The sequence below is a fragment of the Coprococcus sp. BIOML-A2 genome, assembly GCF_009875795.1.
GTDB lineage: Bacteria > Bacillota > Clostridia > Lachnospirales > Lachnospiraceae > Coprococcus > Coprococcus aceti.
In genome coordinates, this window is record NZ_WWSI01000002.1 from 312,016 (window position 1) to 337,109 (window position 25,094).

Consider the following 25,094-nt stretch of genomic DNA (forward strand, 5'->3'; position numbering starts at 1 on the left):
TAAAATTAAGGAAATAAGTCGAAAAACAAAAAAATTTAACGCGGATAACAGAAATACCTAAAAATGTTGGATTTAACGATGGGATAAGTTATCTGAAAACTATAAAAAAGCATTTGGGATCATAAAATTTATTATATGCTGACGACAAAGTGGATACAGTTCTGTCCATCCACCGTCTGATTGTCCAGCAGTATTTCACCATGGTACTTGGATGTGAGCTGTTTCAGCTTGTAAAGTCCGATACCTCTGGAATAAGCTCCATCCTTCAGAGGCTTGGTCGAGTAGCCCTTTGCGAAGAAGTTCTTGCGCATTTCCGCGGTGAGCTGCGATCCGGCATTGAAGGTTTCAACGGTGGTAGTCTTGCCGTCAGAGTCTATGATGACTTTTATCATACCTCCGTCCTCAGTTGCGTCAAATGCATTGTCCACCAGAATGCTCATGACATCCAGAAGCTCAAATTCCGCTGCCTTGGATGTGAGTGTGGAATTTTTGACATCTATATCCAGATTAATATTATGCTCCTGCGCAAGGTTCATCTTGCTGAACAGAAAACCTGCGATCAGTTTCATGTTGATCCTCAGAAGATACGAATTCTTGATGACATGGTCATTGCAGGAGGTATCCAGCTCATTTGAAAGGGCAGCAGCGAGGGAATCATAATCAGTGTAACTGATCGGCAGCATGCTGATGGCCTGAAGCTCATTGTTGTAGTCATGCTGTCTCATGCGCACCTGATCTATCAGATCCTCTATAATAGGAAGATACTGTTCATATGACTGTAGTTGCTTCCGGGATTCTCTAAGGCTCATATAGTTCTTGTACATTCCCGAGTATAAAATGAGGATAAGTATGACTATAAACAGGAAAGTCATAAATATATTCATGAAGTCCTTAGGGGATATACGCTGGTATAAAACCATAGATACCATGAGGGCAAATACTGCGAGTATTATATTCCTGGATACCTGATTTTTCACTATAAGAGCATCGTACAGCTTATCCATATGTCCGAATTTGTATAAAAGTATAGCTATGATGAAAGCCATGGCTTCGGTTATATATGTTGAAGTGTTGGTGAATGGATTGTCCGTAAACTGCATGATGACAACCATCTGGATGAGGTTCAGTATAGTCATGATGATAAGTGTAATTGCGTATCCCGTTATGATCTTCATCGGCGGATATCGGAATACCAGAGAGTAGAATACAAAGCAGTATATGTATGTTATCAGTGTGAATATTAACATGGAGTCTGTAACTGTGGCAATCAGAGAGACTGGTAAAGTCAGCAGAAGCAAAGGTGGAAGTCTCTTTGCTATCTGGGAAAATTTTACATTATATATCGCCATCAAGAATACTAAAAATACAAAGGTATCAAACAGTATCTTGGAAAGAAAATCAAAATATGCAGCCATTATCTGTTCTCCTGGTAAGTTTCTATAATAGTTTTGTATTTGCGCCCGACCGGTATGGATTCCTGAGCCAGTTTCAGCGTTATAAGTGAATTGGATCTGTCGTAGCTCTGTATGTAGTCGGGATTGAAGTAATAGCTTTTGTGGCATCTGACCAGAGGTACATCACCAGCAGCCTGCAAAATTGACTCGAAGGTCGGGTTGGTGACGATAAAATCACCGTCGGATGTGAAAATGTGCTTGTGGTGGCCGGATGCACATACATAAATTATTTCATCCATGCTTATATGGAAAAGTATTCCCTGGATATCCTTTACGCGGATCCTTGATGTCTGGTCGTCAGGCTGTGTGAGCACCGAGTTGATCCCTCCTACGACATCGATTCTGTCATAAGGCTTTGAGAAATAATACTGGCAATGATACTTGTTGATGACATCAAGGTTTGGAACGGTGATATCGGTGATGAAGATGACAGGTGTGTCATTGTATTTGGGAATTCTTCGGAGATAACCACATACATCCAATCCGGTCTTTCCTCCACCGAGATCAATGTCCAGTAAAAAGATATCAATATCAAATGAATCTATTATTGTTATGGCATCGTTGTAAGTTGATGCAGTGTTGACAACAGCGTCTGCGTACTCTTCTTCAATTATATGTTTTAAGCCGGTAAGCTGGATATTGTCATCCTCAACAATCAGAAAATTCATAATCAAACACTCCTGTGAAAAATTGATAGATAAACAAAACTCTTAAATTATTAACATATCAGGAACATTCTATCATACAAATGGGAATTTCTACAATAGGTATAATTAAAGTATATGTGTGTTGTACACGAAAATTTATGTCGTTCAGGTTGTTATACGCGTCGTTTGTGTCGATTTTTGTAAAAACTATTGGAAAAATTATACAAATAGTATAGTGTATGTAACAGAGAATAATTAACTCTGAGGGGAGATTGATTATATAGTGTCAGATAGGATGTATCAGGTACAGGTATTTCGGTTAAGGGTATCTGTACAGTATATTCAATTTGATGCATAGGATCTGCCATATGTGCCTGAGCATGTATGGCAGATTTTTTGCGTTAAGCTGTAATATAATACTATTTAAAATTTGAAAATAATATGGTATGATGTAGAGAAACATGGGGTTTTGTATACATCTGTGTGCAATTCCATAAATGACAAAAAGCTATTACCAGGAGGAAGAGTATGATTAAATTATTTGACAACGGTGCTTATCTGTTACATGGTACAGAGCTGGTTGAGGATAATGCTGAGGCAGGTGCGGTTCTCGCATCAAAGCTTGGCAGTGCTCCATCAAAGGAAGAGGCATCAAAGAACACACTTGCTTACGGAATATTGGCTAAGCATAACACATCTGACAATATGGAGAATCTTAAGATCAAATTCGATAAGATGACTTCACATGATATAACATTTGTAGGAATCATCCAGACAGCAAGAGCATCAGGTCTTAAGGAGTTCCCTATACCATATGTACTTACAAACTGTCACAACTCACTGTGTGCCGTAGGTGGAACCATCAATGAGGATGACCATATGTTTGGCCTCTCATGTGCGAAGAAGTATGGCGGCGTGTATGTACCACCTCATCAGGCGGTCATCCATCAGTTTGCAAGAGAGATGCTGGCAGAGTGTGGCGCCATGATACTTGGATCAGACTCACATACACGTTACGGTGCTCTTGGTACTATGGCTATTGGAGAGGGCGGCGGTGAGCTCGCAAAGCAGCTCCTGTGTAAGACATACGATGTTGCAAAGCCGGGCGTTATCGCAATCTATCTCGACGGAGAGGTACAGAAGGGGGTTGGTCCTCAGGATGTGGCACTTGCCATCATCGGAGCAACATTTGGCTGCGGATATGTCAAGAATAAGGTCATGGAGTTCGTTGGTCCTGGTGTTGACAAGCTCTCAGCAGATTTCCGTATCGGTATTGATGTTATGACAACAGAGACAACATGTCTGTCATCAATATGGAAGACAGATGACAAGATAAAGGATTGGTATGACATTCACGGAAGAAGTGAGGCATACAAGGAGATGAATCCTGGCGATGTGGCTTACTATGACGGAGTCGTATATGTAGATCTGTCAACAGTTAAGCCAATGATAGCTATGCCATTCCACCCAAGCAACACATACACCATCGACGAGCTGAATGCCAACCTCATGGATATCCTTGATGATGTTGAGAAGCGTGCACTTGTAAGCCTTGACGGCAAGGTCGACTTCACACTCAAGGATAAGGTAAGAGATGGCAAGCTGTATGTTGAGCAGGGAATCATCGCCGGATGTGCCGGTGGTGGATATGAGAATATCTGCGATGCGGCTGATATCCTCAGAGGCAAGAGCATAGGCGCTGACGAGTTCACACTGTCAGTATATCCTGCAAGTACACCTATATATATGCAGCTCGCAAAGAACGGTGTCCTGGCTGATCTCATCGAGACAGGTTCTATCGTTAAGACAGCATTTTGTGGACCTTGCTTTGGTGCCGGTGATACACCTGCCAACAATGCATTCTCCATCAGACATTCAACAAGAAACTTCCCTAACAGAGAGGGTTCAAAGATACAGAATGGTCAGATCTCATCTGTTGCGCTTATGGATGCGCGTTCTATCGCAGCAACTGCAGCCAACAAGGGCTATCTGACATCAGCAACAGACCTTGCAGATATAGAGTACACACATCCAAAGTATTTCTTCGACAAGGCTATATACGACAGAAGAGTTTACAACGGTGTTGGAAAGGCTGATCCTTCGGTTGAGATCAAGTTTGGTCCAAACATCAAGGACTGGCCTGAGATGGTTCCTCTTACAGACAACCTTCTCCTCAAGGTGGCATCAGTTATACATGATCCTGTAACAACAACAGATGAGCTTATCCCATCAGGAGAGACTTCATCATACAGATCAAATCCTCTTGGACTTGCAGAGTTCACTCTGTCAAGAAAGGATCCTGAGTACGTTGGAAGAGCGAAGGCTATCCAGGCTGTAGAGAAGGTTCGTGAGGCAGGTGAGTGCATGGGTAAGGCATTCCCAGAGGTCAAGGAAGTTATGCATGCCATCAAGGAGAAGTTTGAGGACGTATGCGGAAGCAACACAGGTGTTGGAAGTACCATTTATGCTGTTAAGCCAGGTGACGGTTCAGCCCGTGAGCAGGCTGCATCATGCCAGAAGGTTCTTGGTGGATGGGCAAACATTGCAAAGGAGTACGCTACAAAGAGATACAGATCAAACCTTATCAACTGGGGTATGCTTCCATTTGTCATTGATAAGGATTTTGACTTTGACAATGACGATTATGTATTCATCCCAGGAATCAAGGATGCTGTGAAGAACAAGACAGAGGTCATCAAGGCTTATGTTGTGAACAAGGATTTTGCTGAGATAGAGCTGAGACTTGGAGAACTCACAGACGATGAGAGACAGATCATAACAGATGGCTGCCTCATCAATTACTACAAGTACAACTAAATGATATATATGGTGCCGAGTGCGCCATGTATGTACATTTGAATATAATGTATATACGACGATATAACAGGCATCATCATGGGCGCTTTAGTGCGGCTTGGTGGTGCCTGTTGCTTTCATATAGCCAGTGTGATCATGATGTGATAATCCACGATGTCAAAAAGAAACGGATTTACAACATGGCGGGTTTATGAAGACAAAAATAAAATACAGGAGGTATTTACAATGGGAAAATCAGAGCTGGAAAAGATGCACACATGTGAGCTTTATCTTCCGGGCGATGAGGATATCGCCAGAGAGCAGATAAAGTGTCTGGACAGATTATATGACTTCAATATGACCAGACCAACAGAGATGGTCAAGCGTCAGCAGATGCTCAAGGAGATGTTTGAGGAGATAGGAGACAACTGCTATATAGAGCCACCACTCCATGCAAACTGGGGCGGCAAATTTGTTCACTGGGGCAGCAATATATATGCGAATTTCAACCTTACAATGGTGGATGACACACATATTTACGTTGGTGACTACACCATGTTTGGACCAAATGTAACTCTGGCAACAGCGGGACATCCAATAAATCCTGAGCTCAGAAAACAGGGCTATCAGTACAATGCACCTATAACAATAGGCAAGAACTGCTGGATAGGTGCAGGAGTTACGATACTTCCGGGGGTAACTATAGGTGATAACACCGTCATAGGAGCTGGAAGTATGGTTGCCACAGATATCCCATCGAATGTTGTAGCTGTGGGTAATCCGTGTAAGGTACTCAGGGAAGTGAATGAGCGTGATGCAAAATATTATTTCAAGGATCACAGGATTGATTTCTTCCAGTATAACAATGTGAGCAAGAATGACTGATGAGGTATATTCAGTTGAGGATGGAGGGTACATACAGAAGGTGGAAACTGCGAGGGCTCGCTGGCTCCAATGTCTATGGTGAACAGCTATATGATCGTATCGGTAGAAAAGGGCAGGACTGGAAAGGTGCAGATCGTATATCAGTTGAATGATGTTGAGTCAGGAGAGAATATCAAATCTGTGTGGATAGAACTTCCGCAGTGATCATGATGACAGAAAAATACAAATAGTAATTACAAAGACGTGCACGAAAGATTCTTCAAAAAGAACTTTCATGCACGTCTTTTAATATCTGTCTTATTTATTTGTAATAGTCTGATATGTTACTGCTTTGATATGGCAGCAGCTTCAGTGCTCTTGGCAACCTCTACAATAGAAGAGGTGAGACCTGCGATTCCCTGTATCTCTGATGGGATGATGATCTTGGTAGCCTTGCCGTCTGCAGCCTTTGTAAATGCTTCCAGGCTCTTTAGAGTGATGACCTGATTTGTAGGCATTGACTCATTCAGTGCTCTGATACCATCTGCATTTGCCTGCTGTACAGCGAGGATAGCTTGTGCCTGACCTTCGGCTTCCTTGATAGTTGCTTCCTTCTTAGCCTCAGCACGGAGGATCTGAGAAGCTTTCTCAGCCTCGGCCTCAAGGATGACTGACTGCTTGTTACCTTCTGCGATGAGGATGGCTGACTTCTTCTCACCTTCAGCACGGAGGATCTGCTCACGTCTCTCACGCTCTGCCTTCATCTGCTTCTCCATGGCATCCTGAATAGCTGCAGGAGGGATGATGTTCTTGAGCTCTACTCTGTTGACCTTGATTCCCCAAGGATCAGTAGCCTCGTCAAGTGTTGCTCTCATCTTGGTGTTGATGGTCTCTCTTGATGTAAGTGTCTGGTCAAGCTCGAGATCACCGATGATGTTACGAAGTGTGGTAGCTGTCAGGTTCTCGATGGCCATGATAGGATTCTCAACTCCGTAGCTGAAAAGCTTAGGATCTGTGATCTGGAAGAATACGACTGTGTCGATCCTCATTGTTACGTTATCCTTTGTGATAACCGGCTGTGGAGCGAAGTCAACAACCTGCTCCTTGAGTGTAACCTTCTTGGCTACCTTATCGATAACAGGCATCTTCATGTGAAGTCCAACAGACCATGTTGCCTGATATGTTCCAAGTCTCTCAATTACATAAGCGTGTGCCTGTGGCACGATCTTGATCGTACTGCAAATAATAACGATTACGATCAGACATAAAATGATAATAAGTGAAATTCCTGCTCCGTCCATAATAATCTCCTTAATTAAAAATGTGTGTGTCTTAAGCTGATAAGCCCTTAGCTTTATATTGCCGGCTTTCCTGCCTTTTCTACGATTGCTTTGACTCCGGATATCTCGTCGATCACGACCTCGGTTCCGGTTTCAATGGTATCGCCATGTTTGGATCTTGCTGTCCACTCAACTCCGTTGATCAAGACCTGACCGGTGGACTTGAGATTGTCTATGTCAGCAGATACGATAACGTGTTTGCCGATAAGACTTTCTACGTTTGTCTTCACCAGTTGGTTGTCAAGATGCTTCTTGGCAATCGGTCTTGTCGTGAAGAAAAGAATAGTGGTGACAACAAGAAATGCAACGATCTGTAGTGGCAGCGATCCGCTGAAAAAAGCGATGATCATTGCCACCAGGGCTCCTCCACATGCCCAGATGGTTGTAAGTCCAAGCGATATGATCTCAGCAATGAGACATACGGCAAATATGATAAGCCAGGTTGCAATCTCCCAATTCATATAGAACACCTCCCTCGTTTAGGAAATCCTGGTATGCGATACTTTTCGCATTTGCCCTTGGCTAGTTCTCATTTTACTAAAAAACAGTAGGGTAAACAACATAAATTTTCTGAACATACTATCCCCTAAAGTGCATTATATGCACGAATTATAAAATTTATGAGATTAAGTGATAAATGTATGGTTAATTTTGCGTAAGCTGTATTGAACAGGTTTGGAAAAACTAATATAATAAACACATGCTAAAGAATGGGAGAGAAGAAGTTGGCTGTTAATAATAAGAAGAAAAGAATTCTCAACATAAGTCTGGCGGTCATAGGAATAATCGTTGTCGGACTCCTTTTTAATAAGATACTGGAGCAATGGTCGGGATTTCGTGCGATACTTGACAAGATATCGAGTGCATTTGCACCGATCATAGTGGGCGCAGTCATTGCGTTTCTCATGAACCCGATACTTGTTTTTTTCGACAGATTATTTCATACGATATTCCAGGAGAGAATCATATCGGATAAGAAAAAATTGTTCAAGGTTTCGAGAACTTTGTCGGTTATTTTAACTACCATAGTGTTCCTTGGAATCATAACCGGAATAGTGTGGCTGGTGGTTCCTCAGCTCTACGACAGTATCAAGCAGCTTGTGGGCAACATGGATACCTATTATTCCAACCTTCAGACGATGGTGGAGAATATAAATGAGAAGTTCCAGAAGCTCAATATACCTGAGGATCAGATCAACAAGTATATGAACAATGCATATCTCAAGGTTCAGGATATGCTGAATACCAAGATCATGCCAAATGTGGACAAGATCGTGGTGAACATAGGAAGTGGAGTGTTCTCAGGACTTAAGTTCCTGTACAATTTCCTTATAGGCATTGTTGCTTCGATATATGTGATGGCAAACAAGGAATATCTTGCTTCAAGGGGAAAGAAGATAATATATGCGGTATTCAAGGTGAAGAATGCAAATACTATCCTTGACGGACTTTCAGAGATGAACAGGATATTTGGTCAGTTTATAAACGGAAAGATACTTGATTCACTTATTATAGGAATGATCATGTTCATAGTATCAACGATACTCAATCTGCCATATGCGGTTCTGATAAGTGTTATCGTTGGAGTGACAAATGTCATACCGTTCTTCGGACCTATCATAGGAGCTGTGCCATGTTTCTTCATCGTGCTCATTGCAGATCCTATAAAGAGTCTTGTGCTGCTCATTGTTATACTTGTACTGCAGCAGTTTGATGGAAATATCCTCGGACCGAAGATCATCGGAGATACCACAGGACTTTCAAGCTTCTGGGTGCTCACAGCGGTCATAGTTGGCGGCGGTTTGTTCGGATTCTTTGGAATGCTTCTCGGAGTTCCTGTATTTGCCTGCTGTTACATGTACATCAACAGGACATGCACTGCAAAGCTGCAGGAGAAGAATCTTGCGTTCAAGACATCCGAGTATGAGAAGATTCGCAGGATAGATGAGGAGACGGGAGAGCCGATATATATAACTGAGGAAGAAGAGGATATAAGGTTCAAGAAGAAGACGCCGGAGCAGAAGCTTGCGGAGCGTGAGAACAAAAGGAAGCTCAAGCAGAAGCAGCATATGCTTCAGTACCCATCAGATCTTCCAGATGATGAATATGTGAAGTCTGGCACTGCGCATGCAGATGATCAGTCTCAGGATGACGATGATTCAGATGATGATCCTATCAGTATATTTGATAAATTCATGCATGTTATGAAGAGCGTGGCCAGCAGGGCGGACGCTGAAAAGCTTGCAAATAATATAGTAGGAAGTGATGCAGAGCCTGATAAGGAAGCTGACAGCAAAGATGACGCTGAAGAAGTTGGAAATGGTCAGGCAAAACCGGAGAGTGATAAAAAAATTTCCGGGAATCAGGATAAATAAAACATAATATCAGCACGGGGAAAGCAGATGCTGTCCCTGTCTGACAAAAGAGAAAAGAACAGATTTGCTTTTACACAAATCTGTTCTTTTCTGCATCGTATGAATAGTCGATGGATGCGAGCTTACTCTTGATATCATCTGCATTTACACATAGTGAGCTGCAGAGCTCGTCAAGACTTGGATAGTCATCTCTGAGCTTCGTGTTGATGAAGCTGAGAAGCACCATAGGATCCTTTGGAAGTGAAGAGTATTCCATTGTTAAAGTTCCTCCTTGTGGTATATTGGGTCATAATATGCATCGTGTTTATAAATATTATGGTTGAATTAACTGCATAAAATTGGTATATATATAGTTTGTGATATATATCAAAGATACAAATTGAATTTTACAACAGTGATTTAGAAATGGCAATAAGGAGTTAGATATGAGTACAAATACCGGTACGGCAAAGAAAGGAAAGCTATCAGGAAAGGGAAGTAATCTGGCGCTTCAGGCAGGAATCCTGGCGGGAGCCGGAATCGTGTCGAGGATCATCGGCCTTCTGTACAGATCACCTCTGTATCAGATACTTGGAGATGAGGGAAATGGATATTATGGTTCAGCGTATGCAATATACGCCATGGTCATAATGATCGCCACATACAGTATTCCTACAGCAGTGTCGAAGCTTGTTGCCGGTAAGATAGCTATGGGACAGTACAAGAGTGCCAGACGTATATACTACTGTACATTTATATATGTAGTCATAGCGGGTGCTGTGGCGGCACTGATCACGTACTTTGGAGCCGAATGGTTTGTAAGTGACCAGCCAAATGCAGTCTTAAGTCTTAAGATACTTGCCCCTACTATATTTATATCGGGCTTTCTTGCAATATTCAGAGGATATCTGCAGGCATACAACACGATGGTGCCTACATCTATATCACAGATCATAGAGCAGCTTGCAAATGCAGTAGTCAGTATCGTCGCTGCGTATATGCTTGCAAAGCCATTTGCCGCTGGAACAACCGAGCATGCAAAGTATGGTTCTGCCGGAAGTGCCATGGGTACAGGTGCCGGAGTCCTTGGAGGATTGATATTCATACTGTTCGCTTATGCGAGAAGAAGAAAGGGTATCATGGAGTCTGTGAAGAACGATACAAGTCCAGACACCGAATCCTATGGAAAGTTATTCAGAATAATCATTGCCACAGTCACACCTATCGTGGTGGCAGCAGTGGTGTATAACGTGCTCACACCTATAGACATGAAGGTATTCTATGTGGTCATGAAGATGAAGGGCATGGATTCCCTGGAGATGGCAAAGCTGTATGGAATTTACTCAGGACAGTATACAGTTCTCACGAACCTTCCGCTTGCCATAGCAGCTTCAGTTGGAATCGCATATATTCCGGGAATATCCGGTGCGTATGCAAGAAATGACATGCAGAAAACCAATAAACTCCTGAATCAGGCGCTCAGCATGTCCATGCTGGTCACCATACCGTGTGCGGTTGGAATGGGAGTCCTGGCTAAGCCTATAATACAGCTCCTGTTCTCAGGTGCGGATCCGATGGCAGCCAAATGTATGTATCTTGGATTCATATCCATAGTGTTCTTTGCACAGTCAACTGTAACCAACAGTGTGCTTCAGGCCATGGGTAAGGTGATGGCACCGGTTATCAATGCCACCCTTGCACTGGTGATACATGTGGTGGTTCTTGTGGTTATGCTGTACTGCACAGACTGGGCACTTTATGCACTGGTATTTGGTTCGATAGTGAACTCACTGCTCATATGTATATTCAACCAGCGTTCGCTCACAAAGTACAAGACCGGCAAGATGGACAACAGGCGAATATACGTTGCACCTACTATAGCATCTATCTTCATGGGTGTTGTTACGATCATTGTATATGAGGGCTGCAGGAAGCTTCTCGGCAACTGGGTGATCGCGATGTTTGTTGCAGTATTTGTGGCGATCATATTCTATGCGGTGGCTATACTCAAAGCCGGAGGATATACGGAGGAGGAACTTCTCAATATGCCTAAGGGAGGTCTTATTGTGAGGTTTGCGAAGAAGTTCAGACTGATAAAATAAAATGTTTGTATAAAAAATGTTTCCTAAATTTCTCGAATAGGCATATACTTGTACTTGGAGCGTGAAAACGTTTTCACGAGAAAGGTATATTATGGAAAGAGGAAAAAAGAGTAAGACTCTTCTGAAGATATTCATAACAACATTATATCTGAGCGTCTTTACCTTCGGGGGTGGATACGTCATCGTTTCACTTATGAAGAAAAAGTTTGTGGATGAAAACCATTGGATAGAGCAGGACGAGATGCTGGATCTTGTGGCTATATCCCAATCGTCGCCGGGACCTATCGCAGTAAATGGAGCGATAGCGGTGGGCTATAAACTGTGCGGCATGGCAGGGGCACTGGTGGCCATAATCGGAACGATCATACCGCCATTTGTCATCATATCCATCATATCTTACTGTTACAGCGCGTTCAGGACTAACTGGGTGATCAGTGAGATGCTGGAGGGAATGCAGGCCGGTGTAGCTGCGGTCATTGCATCAGTGACATATGATATGGGAGCAGACATAGTAAAGCAGAAGGATGATCTGGGGATATTGTTTATGATAGCTGCATTTGTTGCATCCTACATATTGGAGATAAATGTCGTGTTCATAGTAATTGTCTGTGGACTTGTCGGCGTTTGCAGAGGACAGCTGGAGAAAAGAAGAGGGCATGGGCATAAAAAGACAGAGGATACTTCTGACGGAAATCCTGAAAACCATCCCGACAAAGGGGGGATGGAATAATGATCTATTTGCAGTTGTTTCTAAGTTTCTTCCAGATAGGACTCTTCAGTTTCGGCGGAGGTTATGCCGCCATGCCGCTTATACAGGGACAGATAGTGAAGATACATGGGTGGATGACCATGTCAGAGTTCACGGATTTGATCACTATATCCCAGATGACTCCAGGCCCTATAGCGGTCAATTCGGCGACATTTGTGGGACTCCGGGTGGCTGGATATGTCGGCGCGGTGGTTGCCACGCTCGGATGTATACTTCCTTCATGTATCATAGTCACAGTCATAGTAAGACTTTATCTGAAATACCGCAAACAGGACATCCTTCAGGAACTGCTCGGAGGAATAAGACCTGCGGTTGTGGCGATGATCGCATCAGCGGGAGTTTCGATATTTGTCACGGCGGTCTGGTCTGGGATTGACATGATAAGTATCGCTGGAACTAAGTGGAATCTCGTGGTGATATTTGCGGTAAGTGTTGTTCTGCTTAGAAAATTCAAACTGAATCCTGTGTGGGTGATGCTGCTTTCCGGCGGGATGCAGGTGATCGTGGGGCTTGCTGGCAGATATCTGATCTGAGTAAAAGCATATTATAATTTTAATTAAATTGTAATGTGAAGAACTTTATTATAGTATGTAAAAAGTAGATGTGGTGGGGAGTTTGCATATGAAGAAGAAAATATTGATATGTCTGGTAGTACAGTTCATATGCTGGGGCATGATGACGCTGTCTGATTACATGGAAGAAACATATAACGATAGTTATAATCTGGTCGTTGTATTTGCTGTACCCCTGATATGCGTAATTCTGTATATTATATTCAGAAAATGGATATACGATAATCAGATTGTGCGGCTGAAAGATGTCGCCATAATCTGTGCGGCGTGGATGATCAGTGGATTGATACTGGGATTCCTGATCGGTGCTCTGGTTATCAATGAAATGTGGATAGTGCCGCAGGCTACAGGAGGATGGGAGCATCTGCTGAATGGAATCGAATATATGATGTTTGCTATTACGCTTGCGGGAATACCATTTGTGGCGGTGGTATTGATCGAATCGGTTATAGGGATAGTAAAGGTAGTTAGTAAAAAGGATTGAATAATTAAATGCTTCATCTGTGAGAGAATCAGGTGGAGCATTTTTTTTGCATGGTGGTTAATGTATTAAACGGGCATATGAAGAGTTTGTATACCCCTTGACAAAAAGAAAAATATGAATATACTTACCAATGATAATTACCTAAAGTAATTATACGAAATAACAATAAAATAATATTTGATAAATTTACAGGAAGGAATGCTATGACAAAGGAAAAGATAAAACAGGTGATGGATGCCTGCTATCAAGCTAAGAGAGTCAGAGATATGATGCCAAAGCTGCCAAATGGAGTCACACCGACTCATATACATTATCTTGATGTGATAACGAGATTTGAGAGGTCTGAGACTGAGGTAAAGGTCAGTGATATAAGTGATGAGCTGGGGCTCCCAAGACCGGGCGTGACAAAGACGATAAAGGATATGGAACGCTTGGGATTTGTTGAAAAGAAGGCTTCAGAGGCGGATGGACGTTTTGTGTATATCAGGAGCACTCAGGCTGGCAGAGATCTGGTTTGCAAATATGTTGATGAGTATTTCACAGGACTGGGGGAGTCTCTTGTCGATATCACAGATGAAGATGCAGATATTATGATAGCGACCATTGAAAAAATTTATGATGTAATGAGCAAAAGGAGTCAGAACATAAGATGAGTGTACAGGATAAAACAGATTTTACACAGGGAAGTATAATTAGAAAAATGCTCCCATTCATGGGGCCGATTCTTGGAGCACTGATACTTCAGGCTGCATATGGTGCGGTTGACCTGCTGGTGGTTGGAAGATTCGGTTCGACGGCGGGGCTTTCAGCCGTATCAACAGGCAGCCAGGTGCTCAATCTGGTTACATTTGTGATAACAGCACTTGCTATGGGGGTCACAGTGCTTATTGCCAGATATATAGGCGAAAAGAACACGGATCAGATAGGAGAGCTTCTCGGAGGTGCCACGACCATATTTGCAATACTTGCGGTGGTGCTGGCAGTTGTCATGGTGACGTTTGCAAGACCTTTGTCAGTGTTGATGCAGGCACCGGCTGAGGCGGTCACTCTTACATCGTCGTATGTGAGGATATGCGGAGGCGGAATATTTTTCATTATGGCCTACAATGTGCTCACCGCGATATTCAGAGGTTTTGGAGACAGCAAATCACCTCTTATATTTGTGTTTGTGGCATGTATAGTAAATGTTATCGGTGACCTTATCCTGGTTGCGGGATGTCATCTTGACGCTGCGGGTGCAGCCATAGCAACAGTGGTTGCCCAGGCGGTTAGTGTTGTCCTAGCGCTTGTGCTGCTGAAGAAGAAAAAGCTTCCATTTAAGATATCAAGAAAAGATTTCAGATTAAACAGACAGTGCAGAAGATTGCTCTCAGTTGGGCTTCCGCTGGCGATGCAGGAGTTCCTTACACAGATGTCGTTCCTTGCTCTGTGTGCATTTATCAACAGACTTGGCCTGGAGGCATCATCCGGATACGGAGTTGCCTGCAAGATAGTCAGCTTTGCCATGCTGGTACCAAGTTCGCTTATGCAGTCTATGGCTTCATTTGTATCGCAGAATGTCGGAGCCGGAAAAGAGGGAAGAGCGAGAAAAGCGATGCTTACCGGTATGGGCATAGGACTCTCTGTCGGCGTGGTGGTATTCATTGGCGTGTGGTTCTTTGGTGACAAACTGACATCGATCTTTACCACTGACTCGGCTGTTATAAAGAGGGGCTTCGAGTACCTGAGGGGCTTTGCACCTGAGACTATACTCACCGCGGTGCTGTTCAGCATGATAGGCTATTTCAATGGACATGAGAAGTCACTGTGGGTCATGATACAGGGACTTATACAGACTCTGCTTGTGAGACTTCCACTGGCGTATTACATGAGTATCCAGCCGGATGCAAGCCTTACGAATATTGGACTTGCAGCACCTATAGCCACATGTGTCGGCATCGTGCTCAACGTCATATTCTATATCGTTATGTCAAAGAAGTGGAAAACGGAAAAGACCTGAAAATAATTAAATAAATGCTTGACAAATAAAACAAATGATTATAATACTTTAATCAGAGAATTGTAATCTATATGTAAAGAATTTGAAAAATAAATATTTAGTAAACCCGTTGAAAAGCGGTGACACAAAGCCACATGGGTCTAAGGTCTGAAAACAGAGAACTGTTTCGGACTATGACAGCCGGTTGCAGTATAATTTCCCTGTTGGAACTAGTATGTACAATGAGGAGTATAATTATATTTATTAAAAGCGACTGGAAGAATATCAGAAGATCTGATTATTCGGACAGGAGAGTCCTTCTTGTGGAGGACAATGATCTGAACAGTGAGATCGCATCGGAGATCATAGGAATGACGGGAGCCAGTGTGGAGATCGTTGAGAATGGCAGGGAGGCTGTGGAGAGGATAGAGAATGCCTCCGAGAACTGGTATGACATAGTGTTTATGGATGTTCAGATGCCGGTCATGAATGGGTATGAGGCCACCGCCGCTATAAGAGCACTGCCTGGAAGAAGAGGCCAGATTCCTATCATAGCCATGACCGCAAATGCATTTGCTGAGAATGTGCAGCTTGCAAAGAACACGGGGATGGATGAACACATAGCGAAACCGCTTGATTTTGAAAAATTGAACACAGTGATGGAGAAATATCTGAACTGATAAAATGTAACAGCCAGCCGGGGGTAAACCCCGGCTGGCTGTTGTAGTTTTGAAGGAGGCACTGGGTAAAAAATAGTTATGGGATTCCGATAATAATTATAAACATTGAAATTAAGCCACGGGTGTAGTACAATTACCGTGCTATTGGGGGCTTTTTGCACCCTGAAAACAGATGGTACACTAAATGGTACACCATATAATCGGCAAAGTCAGAATATCAAGCAAAATCAAGGCTTTAAGAAAGGAAAATAGAAAAAATGAAATTAGGTATCGTAGGACTCCCAAACGTGGGAAAAAGTACACTTTTCAATTCACTTACAAAGGCAGGCGCGGAATCAGCTAACTATCCGTTCTGTACAATAGATCCAAACGTAGGAATCGTTGCAGTGCCGGATGAGAGGCTGGACAAGCTCACAGAGATGTACAACTCAGCCAAGACAACACCTGCTGTTATAGAATTTGTAGATATCGCGGGTCTTGTAAAGGGCGCATCAAAGGGAGAAGGACTTGGAAACCAGTTCCTTGCGAACATCAGAGAGGTTGATGCCATCGTTCACGTTGTAAGATGTTTTGAGGATACAAATGTCATCCACGTTGACGGTTCCGTAGACCCGATCAGAGATATAGAGACCATCAATCTGGAGCTGATATTCTCAGATATAGAGGTGCTCGACAGAAGGATCGCCAAGACCATCAGAGGTGCAAGAAATGACAAGATGCTTGCGAAGGAGCTTGACTTCCAGCAGAGGATCAAGGCTCACCTTGAGGATGGTAAGCTTGCAAAGACCATAGAGGTCGCAGATGAGGACGAGCAGGCGTGGATAGAGGAATATAACCTTCTCACATGGAAGCCTGTAATATTTGCCGCAAATGTAGGCGAGGAAGACATTGCGGACGATGGCGCTTCAAATGAGAACGTGCAGAAGGTAAAGGAATACGCAAAGGACTTCGATGCAGAGGTATTTGTAGTATGTGCACAGATAGAACAGGAGCTGGCAGAGCTTGATGATGAGGAGAAGAAGATGTTTCTCGAGGATCTTGGAGTTAAAGAGTCTGGTCTTGACAAGCTTATCAAGGCAAGCTACTCACTTCTTGGTCTTATCAGTTATCTTACAGCCGGAGAGACAGAGTCAAGGGCATGGACCATCAAGAAGGGAACGAAGGCACCTGGAGCTGCTGGCAAGATTCACTCAGACTTTGAGAGAGGATTTATCAAGGCGGAGGTTGTCAGCTACAAGGACCTCATGGACTGCGGAAGCATGCTTGCTGCCAAGGAGAAGGGCCTTGTAAGACAGGAAGGCAAGGAATATGTGGTTGAGGATGGAGATGTTATTCTCTTCAAGTTCAACGTGTAAATGAATCTAGGAGGATGTAACGATATGTCTCAGATATCAGAATATTTTAGAAGCATATTCTTTCCGAATCTTGGGATAACCCTCAGAAATATAGGTGACCACATCAATATAGGAAGCTTTGAGGTGAGGTTCTACGGGATCATCATCATGATAGGATTCCTGCTGGCATATGTACTTGTCACCAACGAGGCAAAGAGAACAAAACAGAATCCTGAAATGTATCTGGATTTCATACTTATACTTATCATCCCGGCCATACTTGGAGCAAGACTCTACTATATCCTGTTCAGACTTGACCAGTATATAGTGCAGGGCGATGTGGGAGCTACACTCAAAGCCATGCTGAATATCAGAGGCGGCGGACTTGCCATATATGGTGGAATCATAGCGGGAGTCATCACGGCGGTAATATTCTGCAAGGTGAGAAAAGTAAGCTTTGTACTCATGGCGGATACAGCCACTTTTGGAATACTGATCGGACAGATACTTGGAAGATTTGGAAACTTCTTCAACAGAGAAGCATTTGGCGCATATACGAACAGTAAGATGGCCATGGCGATTCCGCTTGATTACTACAGATCTGATGGCAATCTTGACTATCTGGAGAGAACCGGGGTCATCACACAGAAGATGCTGGACAATGTGATGAATATAGACGGAATGGACTGCATAACAGTCCATCCGACATTCCTGTATGAGTCCTTATGGAATCTTATGCTACTTGTGTTCTTATTTATATATAGAAAGCACAAGAAATTCAAAGGAGAGTTCGCTCTCATATATGTGGGAGGATACGGACTCGGAAGATTTATCGTCGAAGGTCTCAGAAGTGATTCTCTGATGATCGGCAATACAGGGATCAAGGTATCCCAGGCGCTTGCACTTGTATGCTTTGTAACTGCCGTGGTACTGCTTGTCATAAATTATGTAAGATGTGCCAAGCGTGGCTGGCCTGCTGCAGTGATGGGAGACGCCGCTGGCACAGAAGTGAAGATTAGTGGCGAATGTGATCCTGCGGATACAGAAGTGGAGACCAGTGGTGGATCAGATGACGCTGGAGAAAAAAAGAAAGATGACAAAGATGCCACAAAATAGCATTTCAGCGCAGAAAAAGTGGCAATAAAAATAATATAACAGGGAGACAATACAGATAAATACCCACAAGGTGGAGATATCCCCCACGAAATGGGAAAAAACTGGGATTTGTCCCCACCACAAAAAGCCTGTAGGTTTGACAGTGAAAACTGTCAGATCTACAGGCTTTTTTGCATATATGCACACACTTTTTTCATATAACAGGGTTGCAATTTGGGGGGCTATAGTATAGAATAGTGGTTACAAGTGGCATTACTGTGCAACTAAGTGGTGGAAAGTGGTGATTGAACCGGAGTTATACGAAAGGAGGAGATCGGGATGTCCAGATGCTTATCAGGTGAATATGAACATAAGCTTGATGCAAAAGGAAGACTGATCATGCCATTAAAACTTCGTTCGGAACTCGGGGAGTCATTCATGGTAACCAAAGGAATCGACTGCTGTCTCTATGTATATGGAATGACAGAGTGGGAGGAGTTCGTTGAGAAGCTGAACAAGCTTCCTATGACCAACAGAACGGCCAGAGCCTTCAAGAGAGGTTTCCTTGCCGGAGCGGTCAAGTGTGAGCCGGATGCACAGGGAAGAATACTTCTATCTCCGAAGCAGAGAGAATATGCTCATATAGACAAGGATGTGTATGTCATCGGTAACGGTGAGAAAGCGGAGATCTGGAGCAAGGAAGAGTGGGATGGCCCTGAGAACATGAGTGATAATCAGGCCAGCATGGACGAGCTTGCAGATGAGCTTGATGCACTTGATTTTAGTTTTTAGAAGAGAATGGTAATTGATTATGGAATTTGCGCACAAGTCGGTCTTGCTTGAGGAGACCATCGACAACCTGAATATCAAGCCGGATGGCATCTATGTGGATGGCACATTAGGGGGAGCCGGACACTCAGAGCAGATTGTGAAGAGGCTTGGTGAGGGCGGCAGGCTTATAGGTATCGACCAGGATGAGGATGCCATAGCTGCAGCGTCGAAGAGACTTGAGCCGTATGGGGATAAGGTGACCATAGTCAGGGATAATTACCAGAATTTCAGAAGAATATTGGATGAACTGAACATACAGAAGGTGGACGGGATACTCCTTGATCTGGGAGTGTCTTCATATCAACTCGATAATGCGGATAGAGGATTCACATATCGGGTTGATGCTCCACTGGATATGAGGATGGACAACAGGCAGACAAAGACTGCAAAGGATATAGTCAATGATTATTCCGAGTCTGAGCTGTTCCGTATACTTAAGGATTACGGAGAGGAGAGATATGCAAAGAGTATTGCATACCACATTTGCAAGTACCGTGAGAACAAGGTGATAGAGACCACCGAAGAGCTCAACGATATAATCCGTGGCTCCATACCGGCAAAGGCAAGGAATGGACAGGGACATCCGTCCAAGCAGACATTTCAGGCGATCAGGATAGAGCTTAACAGAGAGCTTGATGTGCTCAGGGATTCAATAGACGGCATGATAGCAAGCCTGAATCCGGGAGGAAGATTGTGTATCATCACATTTCATTCCCTTGAGGACCGGATAGTGAAGCTAGCATTCAGGAAAAATGAAAATCCATGCATTTGTCCACCGAACTTTCCGGTGTGCACATGCGGAAGAAAGCCTCTCGGCAAGGTGATAACGAGAAAACCGATCATACCGGGAGAAAGGGAGCTTGAGGAGAATTCCAGATCAAAGAGCTCAAAGCTCAGAGTGTTTGAGGCAATTTGACAGATATAAATGAAAGAGGCGATATAGATGGCAGATAGAAGATACTACACAGAGGGTAGTTCTGCAAGACAACTGAATTATGATGACCGGGCTGGACGTAACAGATCCCGCGAAGCTGTAGTCAGAGGCTCAGCCGCTCCGGCGAGAAGACCACAGCCTTCAGTGAGACCTGAGAGAGCTCCACAGCCGGCGCGAAGAAAGAAACAGGGATCATCTCATCTGACTGACAGAGAGAGACGAGAGCTTGCAGCCAGAAAGGCACAGAGAAAGGCAGTTACAAATGCACAAATAAGATATACGGCGGGCATGGTTGCTGCGATAATCGTTGCGGTGGCGCTGTGCTGTTATCTTCTGAAACTTACATCAGATGTCAAGTCACAGAAGGAGTCAGTGGCAACGCTGAAGAGCCAGGTGGCAACACAGCTTGACGAGAATGCAAGCTACAGCGCAGGACTTGATTCCATGACAGATCTGGATGAGATATATAATATTGCAACTACTAAGCTCGGCATGGTATACTCACAGCCGGGACAAACATTATACTATTCACAGAATAATGATGATTACGTAGTACAGTACAAGGATGTCCCTAAGGCCAAGTAGTCTTAGGGATATTTAATTTTTAAGGTGGAAAGATAAAATGTCAAAGAGATCAAAGCTATTTTTAAAAGGGATGAGAAGAAAGACCAAGATCGCATATTTGCTGGTGGTGGGAGTTCTGGTGGCACTCACCATAAGAGTTGTGTACATCAACGTGGCAAATGGAAAGGAGTATTCGGAGGCGGTGGTTCTGCAGATGGACTACAATTCCACGGATATTCCGTATGAGAGAGGCGAGATACTGGACAGAAATGGAAATGTCCTTGCAAACAGTGAGAAGACCTACAGCCTGATACTTGAGCCTGTGAATATTCTGATCACGGAGAAGGGAAAGGCGGCAACAAGAGCTGCGGTGCTGGAGTATTTCGATGTGTCAGGAGACGATTTTGACAAGCACATTGCAAATGAGGATTCTTATTATGAGGTAGTCCTCAAGGATCTTCCATATACAAAGGTTAAGGCATTTGAGGATTACTGTAAGACCGATGAGGGCGCAGATGTCATAGGTGTGAGATTCGAGACGGTGTATAAGAGAAATTACCCAAATGGATCTCTGGCGTGTCACCTGCTCGGATACACCGCCAGCGGAAATGTTGGACAGGGTGGTATTGAGGGCTATTATAATGACTACTTAAACGGTGTGGATGGCAAGACTTACAGATATATGTCGGGCTCAGGCGGCGTTGACTCGGAGACTGTGGCAGCCCAGAATGGTGAGACAGTAGTATCCACCATAGATATGAATATACAGAAGATCATAGAGGACAACATCACTGAGTATATGCAGAATACAGGTGCTAAGCAGATAGGTATCATAGCAATGGATCCAAACAATGGCGAGATACTTGGAATGGCAAGCTCACGTACCTACGATCCAAATGACCCGATGAACACACAGGCGCTCAGGAACATGACAGTCACCGTCACCCAGGAGGTTGAGATCGAGGGTGCAGATGAGAATGCGGACAGCCTGATAAGCGTTGAGAGTGCAAAGAAAAATACAACAGCAACAACGGAGAGCAGCGAGGATGGCACTACCACAGAATCATCCACAGAAGCGACCACCGAACAGAAGAATGTAAAGACTGAGGAAGTGGAATACGATTTCTCAAAGATGTCGGATGAAGAGTTCCAGAGCACGATAGATGGATTTACATCAGACCAGTTATATGAGGCACTCAACTATGTATGGCAGAATTACTGTATAAGTGATGTGTTTGAGCCGGGTTCAACATACAAGGCATTTACCATAGCGGGAGCCATGGAGGATGGAGTGATCTCAGACGGAGATGAATTTCTCTGTGATGGTTCACAGGTCGTAGTCGAGGGAGAGAGCCCTATTTACTGTAGTTACAGAGCAGGACACGGAATGGTTGACGTCAAGAGAGCTCTGGCTGTTTCATGTAATGATGCGTTGATGCAGATAGCGGACAAGGAGGGACCAGAGACATTTGACAAATATCAGATGATATTTAACATTGGTTCCAAGACAGGAATAGATCTCGAAGGTGAGACGACAGGTATTAAGTACGATGTGGAGAATCTTAATCCTACAGAGCTTGCGACATCTTCATTTGGACAGGGTGTTACAACATCTATGATCCAGATGGCAGCGGGATTCTGTTCTGTAATAAACGGCGGAAATTATTATGTGCCACATGTTGTCAAGAGACTTCTGGATTCAGACGGAAATGTGGTTGAGAATATGGATCCGGTGCTTGTCAGAAAGACCATATCCAAGGAAGTGTCGGATTACATGAAGACATACCTCCAGGCGGTTGTTGAGGAAGGTACAGGATATGCGGCTGGAATAGAGGGCTACACCATCGGTGGTAAGACAGGTACAGCCGAGAAGCTTCCTCGAGGAAATGGAAAATACGTACTGTCATTCATAGGATTTACCCCTGTTGAGAATCCTCAGATAATGCTTTACGTTGTAGTTGATGAGCCTCATGTTGAGGATCAGTCAGGATCAGGAGCAGGAGCAAAGCTGTTCAATCAGGTTATGCAGGATCTCCTTCCATACCTGAATGTATACTCAACAAACGGAGATGATGTGGCTTATGACGGAACGGAGGAGCCGCTCTCATCAGCATTTGACACGGATACAGAGACTGCAGATACAGAGGCGGCAACAGAGGATGCGGCTGCTGAGGACACATCAGCGGAAGATACATCAGCGGAAGATACATCGACCGACGACACATCGGCGGATGACACGTCGTATGACGATACGGCAGACGACAGTTATACGGCGGACGATACATGGGAGGATGACAGCGGAACAGGCGACGGCACGGATACGTGGAGCGGTGACGAGGACTATTCCGGCGAATGATAATTTACACAGTAAACCAAAGCATCGAAGGTGCAGATACACCTCCGGTGCTTTTTTAATGCAGAGATAGATTTGTACACGAATAGGCGAATACATGAGGCATCCGGCTAATATGATAATAAAAAAGTCCGGGATCAAGAGTTGAAGGTATACAGTTATAACAGGCGGAGGATAAAGTTTGTGTTCGTTATGGCGGCCCTAGCGCTGGTAGTTATAGTTGGCCGTCTTGCATACATAATGCTCTACAGGGGAGAATATTATAGTGAGAAAGCAGATTCCCTGCATGAGAGGGAGAGAAGCATAAAAGCTCCCAGGGGAAGGATATACGACAGAAATGGCAATATCATAGCGGACAACAAGGCGGTGTGTTCAATATCCGTGATACACAGCCAGATAGAGGATGAGGCGGAGGTCACAGAGCTTCTTACAAGATATCTGGATAAGGATCCGGCAGACATCAGGAAGAAGGTGGAGAAGGTATCCTCAAGGGAGCTCATAGCGTCAAATGTAGACAAGGAGACCGGAAAAAAGATCAAGGCGGCTGCTGTTCCGGGGATCAAGGTGGACGAGGATTACAAGCGCAGCTATCCATATGATACCCTTGCATCGAAGGTTATAGGCTTCACCGGTGCTGACAATCAGGGAATACTGGGCCTTGAGGTGACATATGACAGTGTGCTCACAGGGACAAATGGAAGCATAAATGCGGTCACGGATGCAAGGGGAATAGAGCTTGCGGAATATTCAGAAACCAGGACAGAGCCCATTCCCGGAAATGATCTCGTGACAACACTGGATCTCAATATACAGAGATATGTGACACAGGCTGCAGAGAAAGTCCTGATCGAGAAAAAAGCAAATAGGGTGTGTGCAATAACGATCAATCCCCAAAATGGCGAGATATATGCCATGGTGGATGTGCCGGAATACAACCTGAACGAACCGTTCAAACTGGTTAAGCCAGAGAACGATGAAGAGACAGACACAGGGGAAGATGCAGAGAGGAATAACAGCGCATCCGGGACATCCATGTTGCTGCCTACAGCCGGCAATATGGATGAGCTGAACAATATGTGGAGAAATTATCTGATAAGCGACACATATGAGCCGGGATCAACCGCCAAGATAATAACACTGACGGCAGCACTCGAGAAGGGAGCGGTCGACAGCAACTCAAACTTTTTCTGCCCGGGATATAAGATAGTTGAGGACAGAAGGATAAGGTGTAGCAAGACCACAGGCCATGGAAGCCAGAGCCTTAAGGAGGCGCTCATGAATTCCTGCAATCCGGCGTTTATGGAGATAGGAGAGAGAACAGGTGTGGATGGCATGTACGAGTATTATCACAAGCTGGGATTGTTCAGTCAGAGCGGAATAGACCTTCCCGGAGAGGCAAACTCCATCATGCATAAGAAGGAAAATGTAGGGCCGGTAGAGCTTGCCACCATGTCGTTTGGACAGTCATTCCAGGTGACTCCGATACAGTTCATATCTGCAGTGTGCACGGTTGTGAATGGAGGGCATACGGTAACTCCACATTTGGGGAAAAGGATAATAGACAGCAGTAAAGAAACTATTACAGCCATTGAATTTGACGAGCAGAGACAGGTTATAGATGAGGAGACATCACAGAAGATGCGGGAGATGCTTGAGGCAGTCGTTGCCGAGGGCGGCGGATCAAAGTGTGCCATAGAGGGCTGCAGGATAGGCGGAAAGACCGCCACGAGTGAGAAACTTCCCAGAGGAACAGGCAGATACATATCTTCTTTTATAGGATTTGCGCCGGCGGATGATCCTCAAGTCCTGACGGTCGTGCTAATAGATGAGCCCGAGGGCACATATTATGGAGGAACCATAGCGGCCCCTGTTGTGAGAGATATTTTTTTAAATATTCTTCCCTATTTGGGAATTGACAAAGCCACAAATGAGTATTAAATTTA

Annotated in this window: 22 protein-coding genes and 1 riboswitch; of the genes, 17 read left to right on the forward strand and 5 right to left on the reverse strand. The window is 44.1% G+C overall.

What is annotated here, in order from left to right; all coding sequences use genetic code 11:
* Positions 1-131: 131 nt before the first annotated feature.
* Positions 132-1,415 carry a sensor histidine kinase gene (locus GT575_RS05740; protein WP_238050442.1) on the reverse strand — a complete coding sequence of 428 codons (1,284 nt, stop codon included), beginning with the start codon at positions 1,413-1,415 and terminating at the stop codon, positions 132-134.
* Positions 1,415-2,122: a LytR/AlgR family response regulator transcription factor gene (locus GT575_RS05745; RefSeq protein ID WP_022217196.1), complete on the reverse strand. Its 708-nt coding sequence runs from the start codon at positions 2,120-2,122 to the stop codon at positions 1,415-1,417. Before GT575_RS05745 ends, GT575_RS05740 begins: the two co-directional genes overlap by 1 nt.
* A 507-nt stretch (positions 2,123-2,629) precedes the next feature.
* Between GT575_RS05745 and GT575_RS05750 the strand changes: the two genes are divergently transcribed.
* Positions 2,630-4,918, forward strand: coding sequence for a hydratase (locus GT575_RS05750; protein ID WP_022217197.1), 2,289 nt, complete (start codon positions 2,630-2,632; stop codon positions 4,916-4,918).
* Between the two features lie 225 nt (positions 4,919-5,143).
* Positions 5,144-5,782, forward strand: a complete 639-nt coding sequence (locus tag GT575_RS05755; RefSeq protein WP_022217198.1) for a sugar O-acetyltransferase — start codon at positions 5,144-5,146, stop codon at positions 5,780-5,782.
* Between the two features lie 323 nt (positions 5,783-6,105).
* Here GT575_RS05755 and GT575_RS05760 read toward each other — a convergent pair whose 3' ends face one another.
* Positions 6,106-7,062, reverse strand: coding sequence for an SPFH domain-containing protein (locus GT575_RS05760; protein WP_022217199.1), 957 nt, complete (start codon positions 7,060-7,062; stop codon positions 6,106-6,108).
* 53 nt (positions 7,063-7,115) lie between these two features.
* The gene (locus GT575_RS05765; protein WP_015533182.1) at positions 7,116-7,562 is read right to left on the reverse strand and encodes an NfeD family protein; all 447 of its coding nucleotides are present in this window, start codon (positions 7,560-7,562) and stop codon (positions 7,116-7,118) included.
* A gap of 264 nt (positions 7,563-7,826) precedes the next feature.
* Between GT575_RS05765 and GT575_RS05770 the strand changes: the two genes are divergently transcribed.
* Entirely contained in the window at positions 7,827-9,476 is a 1,650-nt protein-coding gene (locus GT575_RS05770) for an AI-2E family transporter (RefSeq protein ID WP_238050437.1), read from the forward strand.
* A 70-nt stretch (positions 9,477-9,546) separates the two neighbouring features.
* Here GT575_RS05770 and GT575_RS05775 read toward each other — a convergent pair whose 3' ends face one another.
* Complete coding sequence (locus GT575_RS05775; protein ID WP_015533181.1) at positions 9,547-9,732, reverse strand: DUF4250 domain-containing protein; 186 nt, start codon at positions 9,730-9,732, stop codon at positions 9,547-9,549.
* Positions 9,733-9,901: 169 nt separating this feature from the next.
* Between GT575_RS05775 and GT575_RS05780 the strand changes: the two genes are divergently transcribed.
* The 14 genes from GT575_RS05780 (at position 9,902) to GT575_RS05845 (ending at position 25,089) form a co-directional block, all read left to right on the forward strand.
* Positions 9,902-11,557: a putative polysaccharide biosynthesis protein gene (locus tag GT575_RS05780; protein ID WP_055223825.1), complete on the forward strand. Its 1,656-nt coding sequence runs from the start codon at positions 9,902-9,904 to the stop codon at positions 11,555-11,557.
* 91 nt (positions 11,558-11,648) lie between these two features.
* On the forward strand, positions 11,649-12,287 hold the full coding sequence (locus GT575_RS05785; protein WP_161171691.1) for a chromate transporter: 639 nt from the start codon (positions 11,649-11,651) through the stop codon (positions 12,285-12,287).
* Positions 12,287-12,859 (forward strand): chromate transporter, encoded by a 573-nt coding sequence (locus tag GT575_RS05790; protein ID WP_015533178.1) that lies wholly within the window; start codon positions 12,287-12,289, stop codon positions 12,857-12,859. The genes GT575_RS05785 and GT575_RS05790 overlap by 1 nt, the downstream gene beginning before the upstream one ends.
* Before the next feature lie 88 nt (positions 12,860-12,947).
* Positions 12,948-13,382: a hypothetical protein gene (locus tag GT575_RS05795; RefSeq protein ID WP_015533177.1), complete on the forward strand. Its 435-nt coding sequence runs from the start codon at positions 12,948-12,950 to the stop codon at positions 13,380-13,382.
* Positions 13,383-13,585: 203 nt separating this feature from the next.
* A complete protein-coding gene (locus GT575_RS05800) occupies positions 13,586-14,035 on the forward strand; it encodes a MarR family winged helix-turn-helix transcriptional regulator (RefSeq protein WP_161171692.1) in 450 nt (149 codons plus the stop codon).
* A complete protein-coding gene (locus GT575_RS05805) occupies positions 14,032-15,381 on the forward strand; it encodes an MATE family efflux transporter (protein ID WP_161171693.1) in 1,350 nt (449 codons plus the stop codon). The genes GT575_RS05800 and GT575_RS05805 overlap by 4 nt, the downstream gene beginning before the upstream one ends.
* A gap of 89 nt (positions 15,382-15,470) precedes the next feature.
* Positions 15,471-15,573, forward strand: a riboswitch (cyclic di-GMP riboswitch).
* A gap of 29 nt (positions 15,574-15,602) precedes the next feature.
* On the forward strand, positions 15,603-16,040 hold the full coding sequence (locus tag GT575_RS05810) for a response regulator (RefSeq protein ID WP_161171694.1): 438 nt from the start codon (positions 15,603-15,605) through the stop codon (positions 16,038-16,040).
* Between the two features lie 257 nt (positions 16,041-16,297).
* Positions 16,298-17,395, forward strand: coding sequence for a redox-regulated ATPase YchF (gene ychF / locus GT575_RS05815; protein ID WP_055223899.1), 1,098 nt, complete (start codon positions 16,298-16,300; stop codon positions 17,393-17,395).
* 24 nt (positions 17,396-17,419) lie between these two features.
* On the forward strand, positions 17,420-18,490 hold the full coding sequence (gene lgt, locus GT575_RS05820) for a prolipoprotein diacylglyceryl transferase (RefSeq protein WP_055143989.1): 1,071 nt from the start codon (positions 17,420-17,422) through the stop codon (positions 18,488-18,490).
* A gap of 318 nt (positions 18,491-18,808) precedes the next feature.
* Positions 18,809-19,261, forward strand: coding sequence for a division/cell wall cluster transcriptional repressor MraZ (gene mraZ / locus GT575_RS05825; RefSeq protein ID WP_015533171.1), 453 nt, complete (start codon positions 18,809-18,811; stop codon positions 19,259-19,261).
* A gap of 19 nt (positions 19,262-19,280) precedes the next feature.
* Positions 19,281-20,216, forward strand: a complete 936-nt coding sequence (gene rsmH, locus GT575_RS05830) for a 16S rRNA (cytosine(1402)-N(4))-methyltransferase RsmH (RefSeq protein ID WP_161171695.1) — start codon at positions 19,281-19,283, stop codon at positions 20,214-20,216.
* A gap of 27 nt (positions 20,217-20,243) precedes the next feature.
* Entirely contained in the window at positions 20,244-20,819 is a 576-nt protein-coding gene (locus GT575_RS05835; RefSeq protein WP_015533169.1) for a hypothetical protein, read from the forward strand.
* Between the two features lie 37 nt (positions 20,820-20,856).
* On the forward strand, positions 20,857-23,154 hold the full coding sequence (locus tag GT575_RS05840; RefSeq protein ID WP_022217209.1) for a peptidoglycan D,D-transpeptidase FtsI family protein: 2,298 nt from the start codon (positions 20,857-20,859) through the stop codon (positions 23,152-23,154).
* A 189-nt stretch (positions 23,155-23,343) separates the two neighbouring features.
* The gene (locus GT575_RS05845; protein WP_161171779.1) at positions 23,344-25,089 is read left to right on the forward strand and encodes a peptidoglycan D,D-transpeptidase FtsI family protein; all 1,746 of its coding nucleotides are present in this window, start codon (positions 23,344-23,346) and stop codon (positions 25,087-25,089) included.
* The last annotated feature ends 5 nt before the right edge of the window (positions 25,090-25,094 follow it).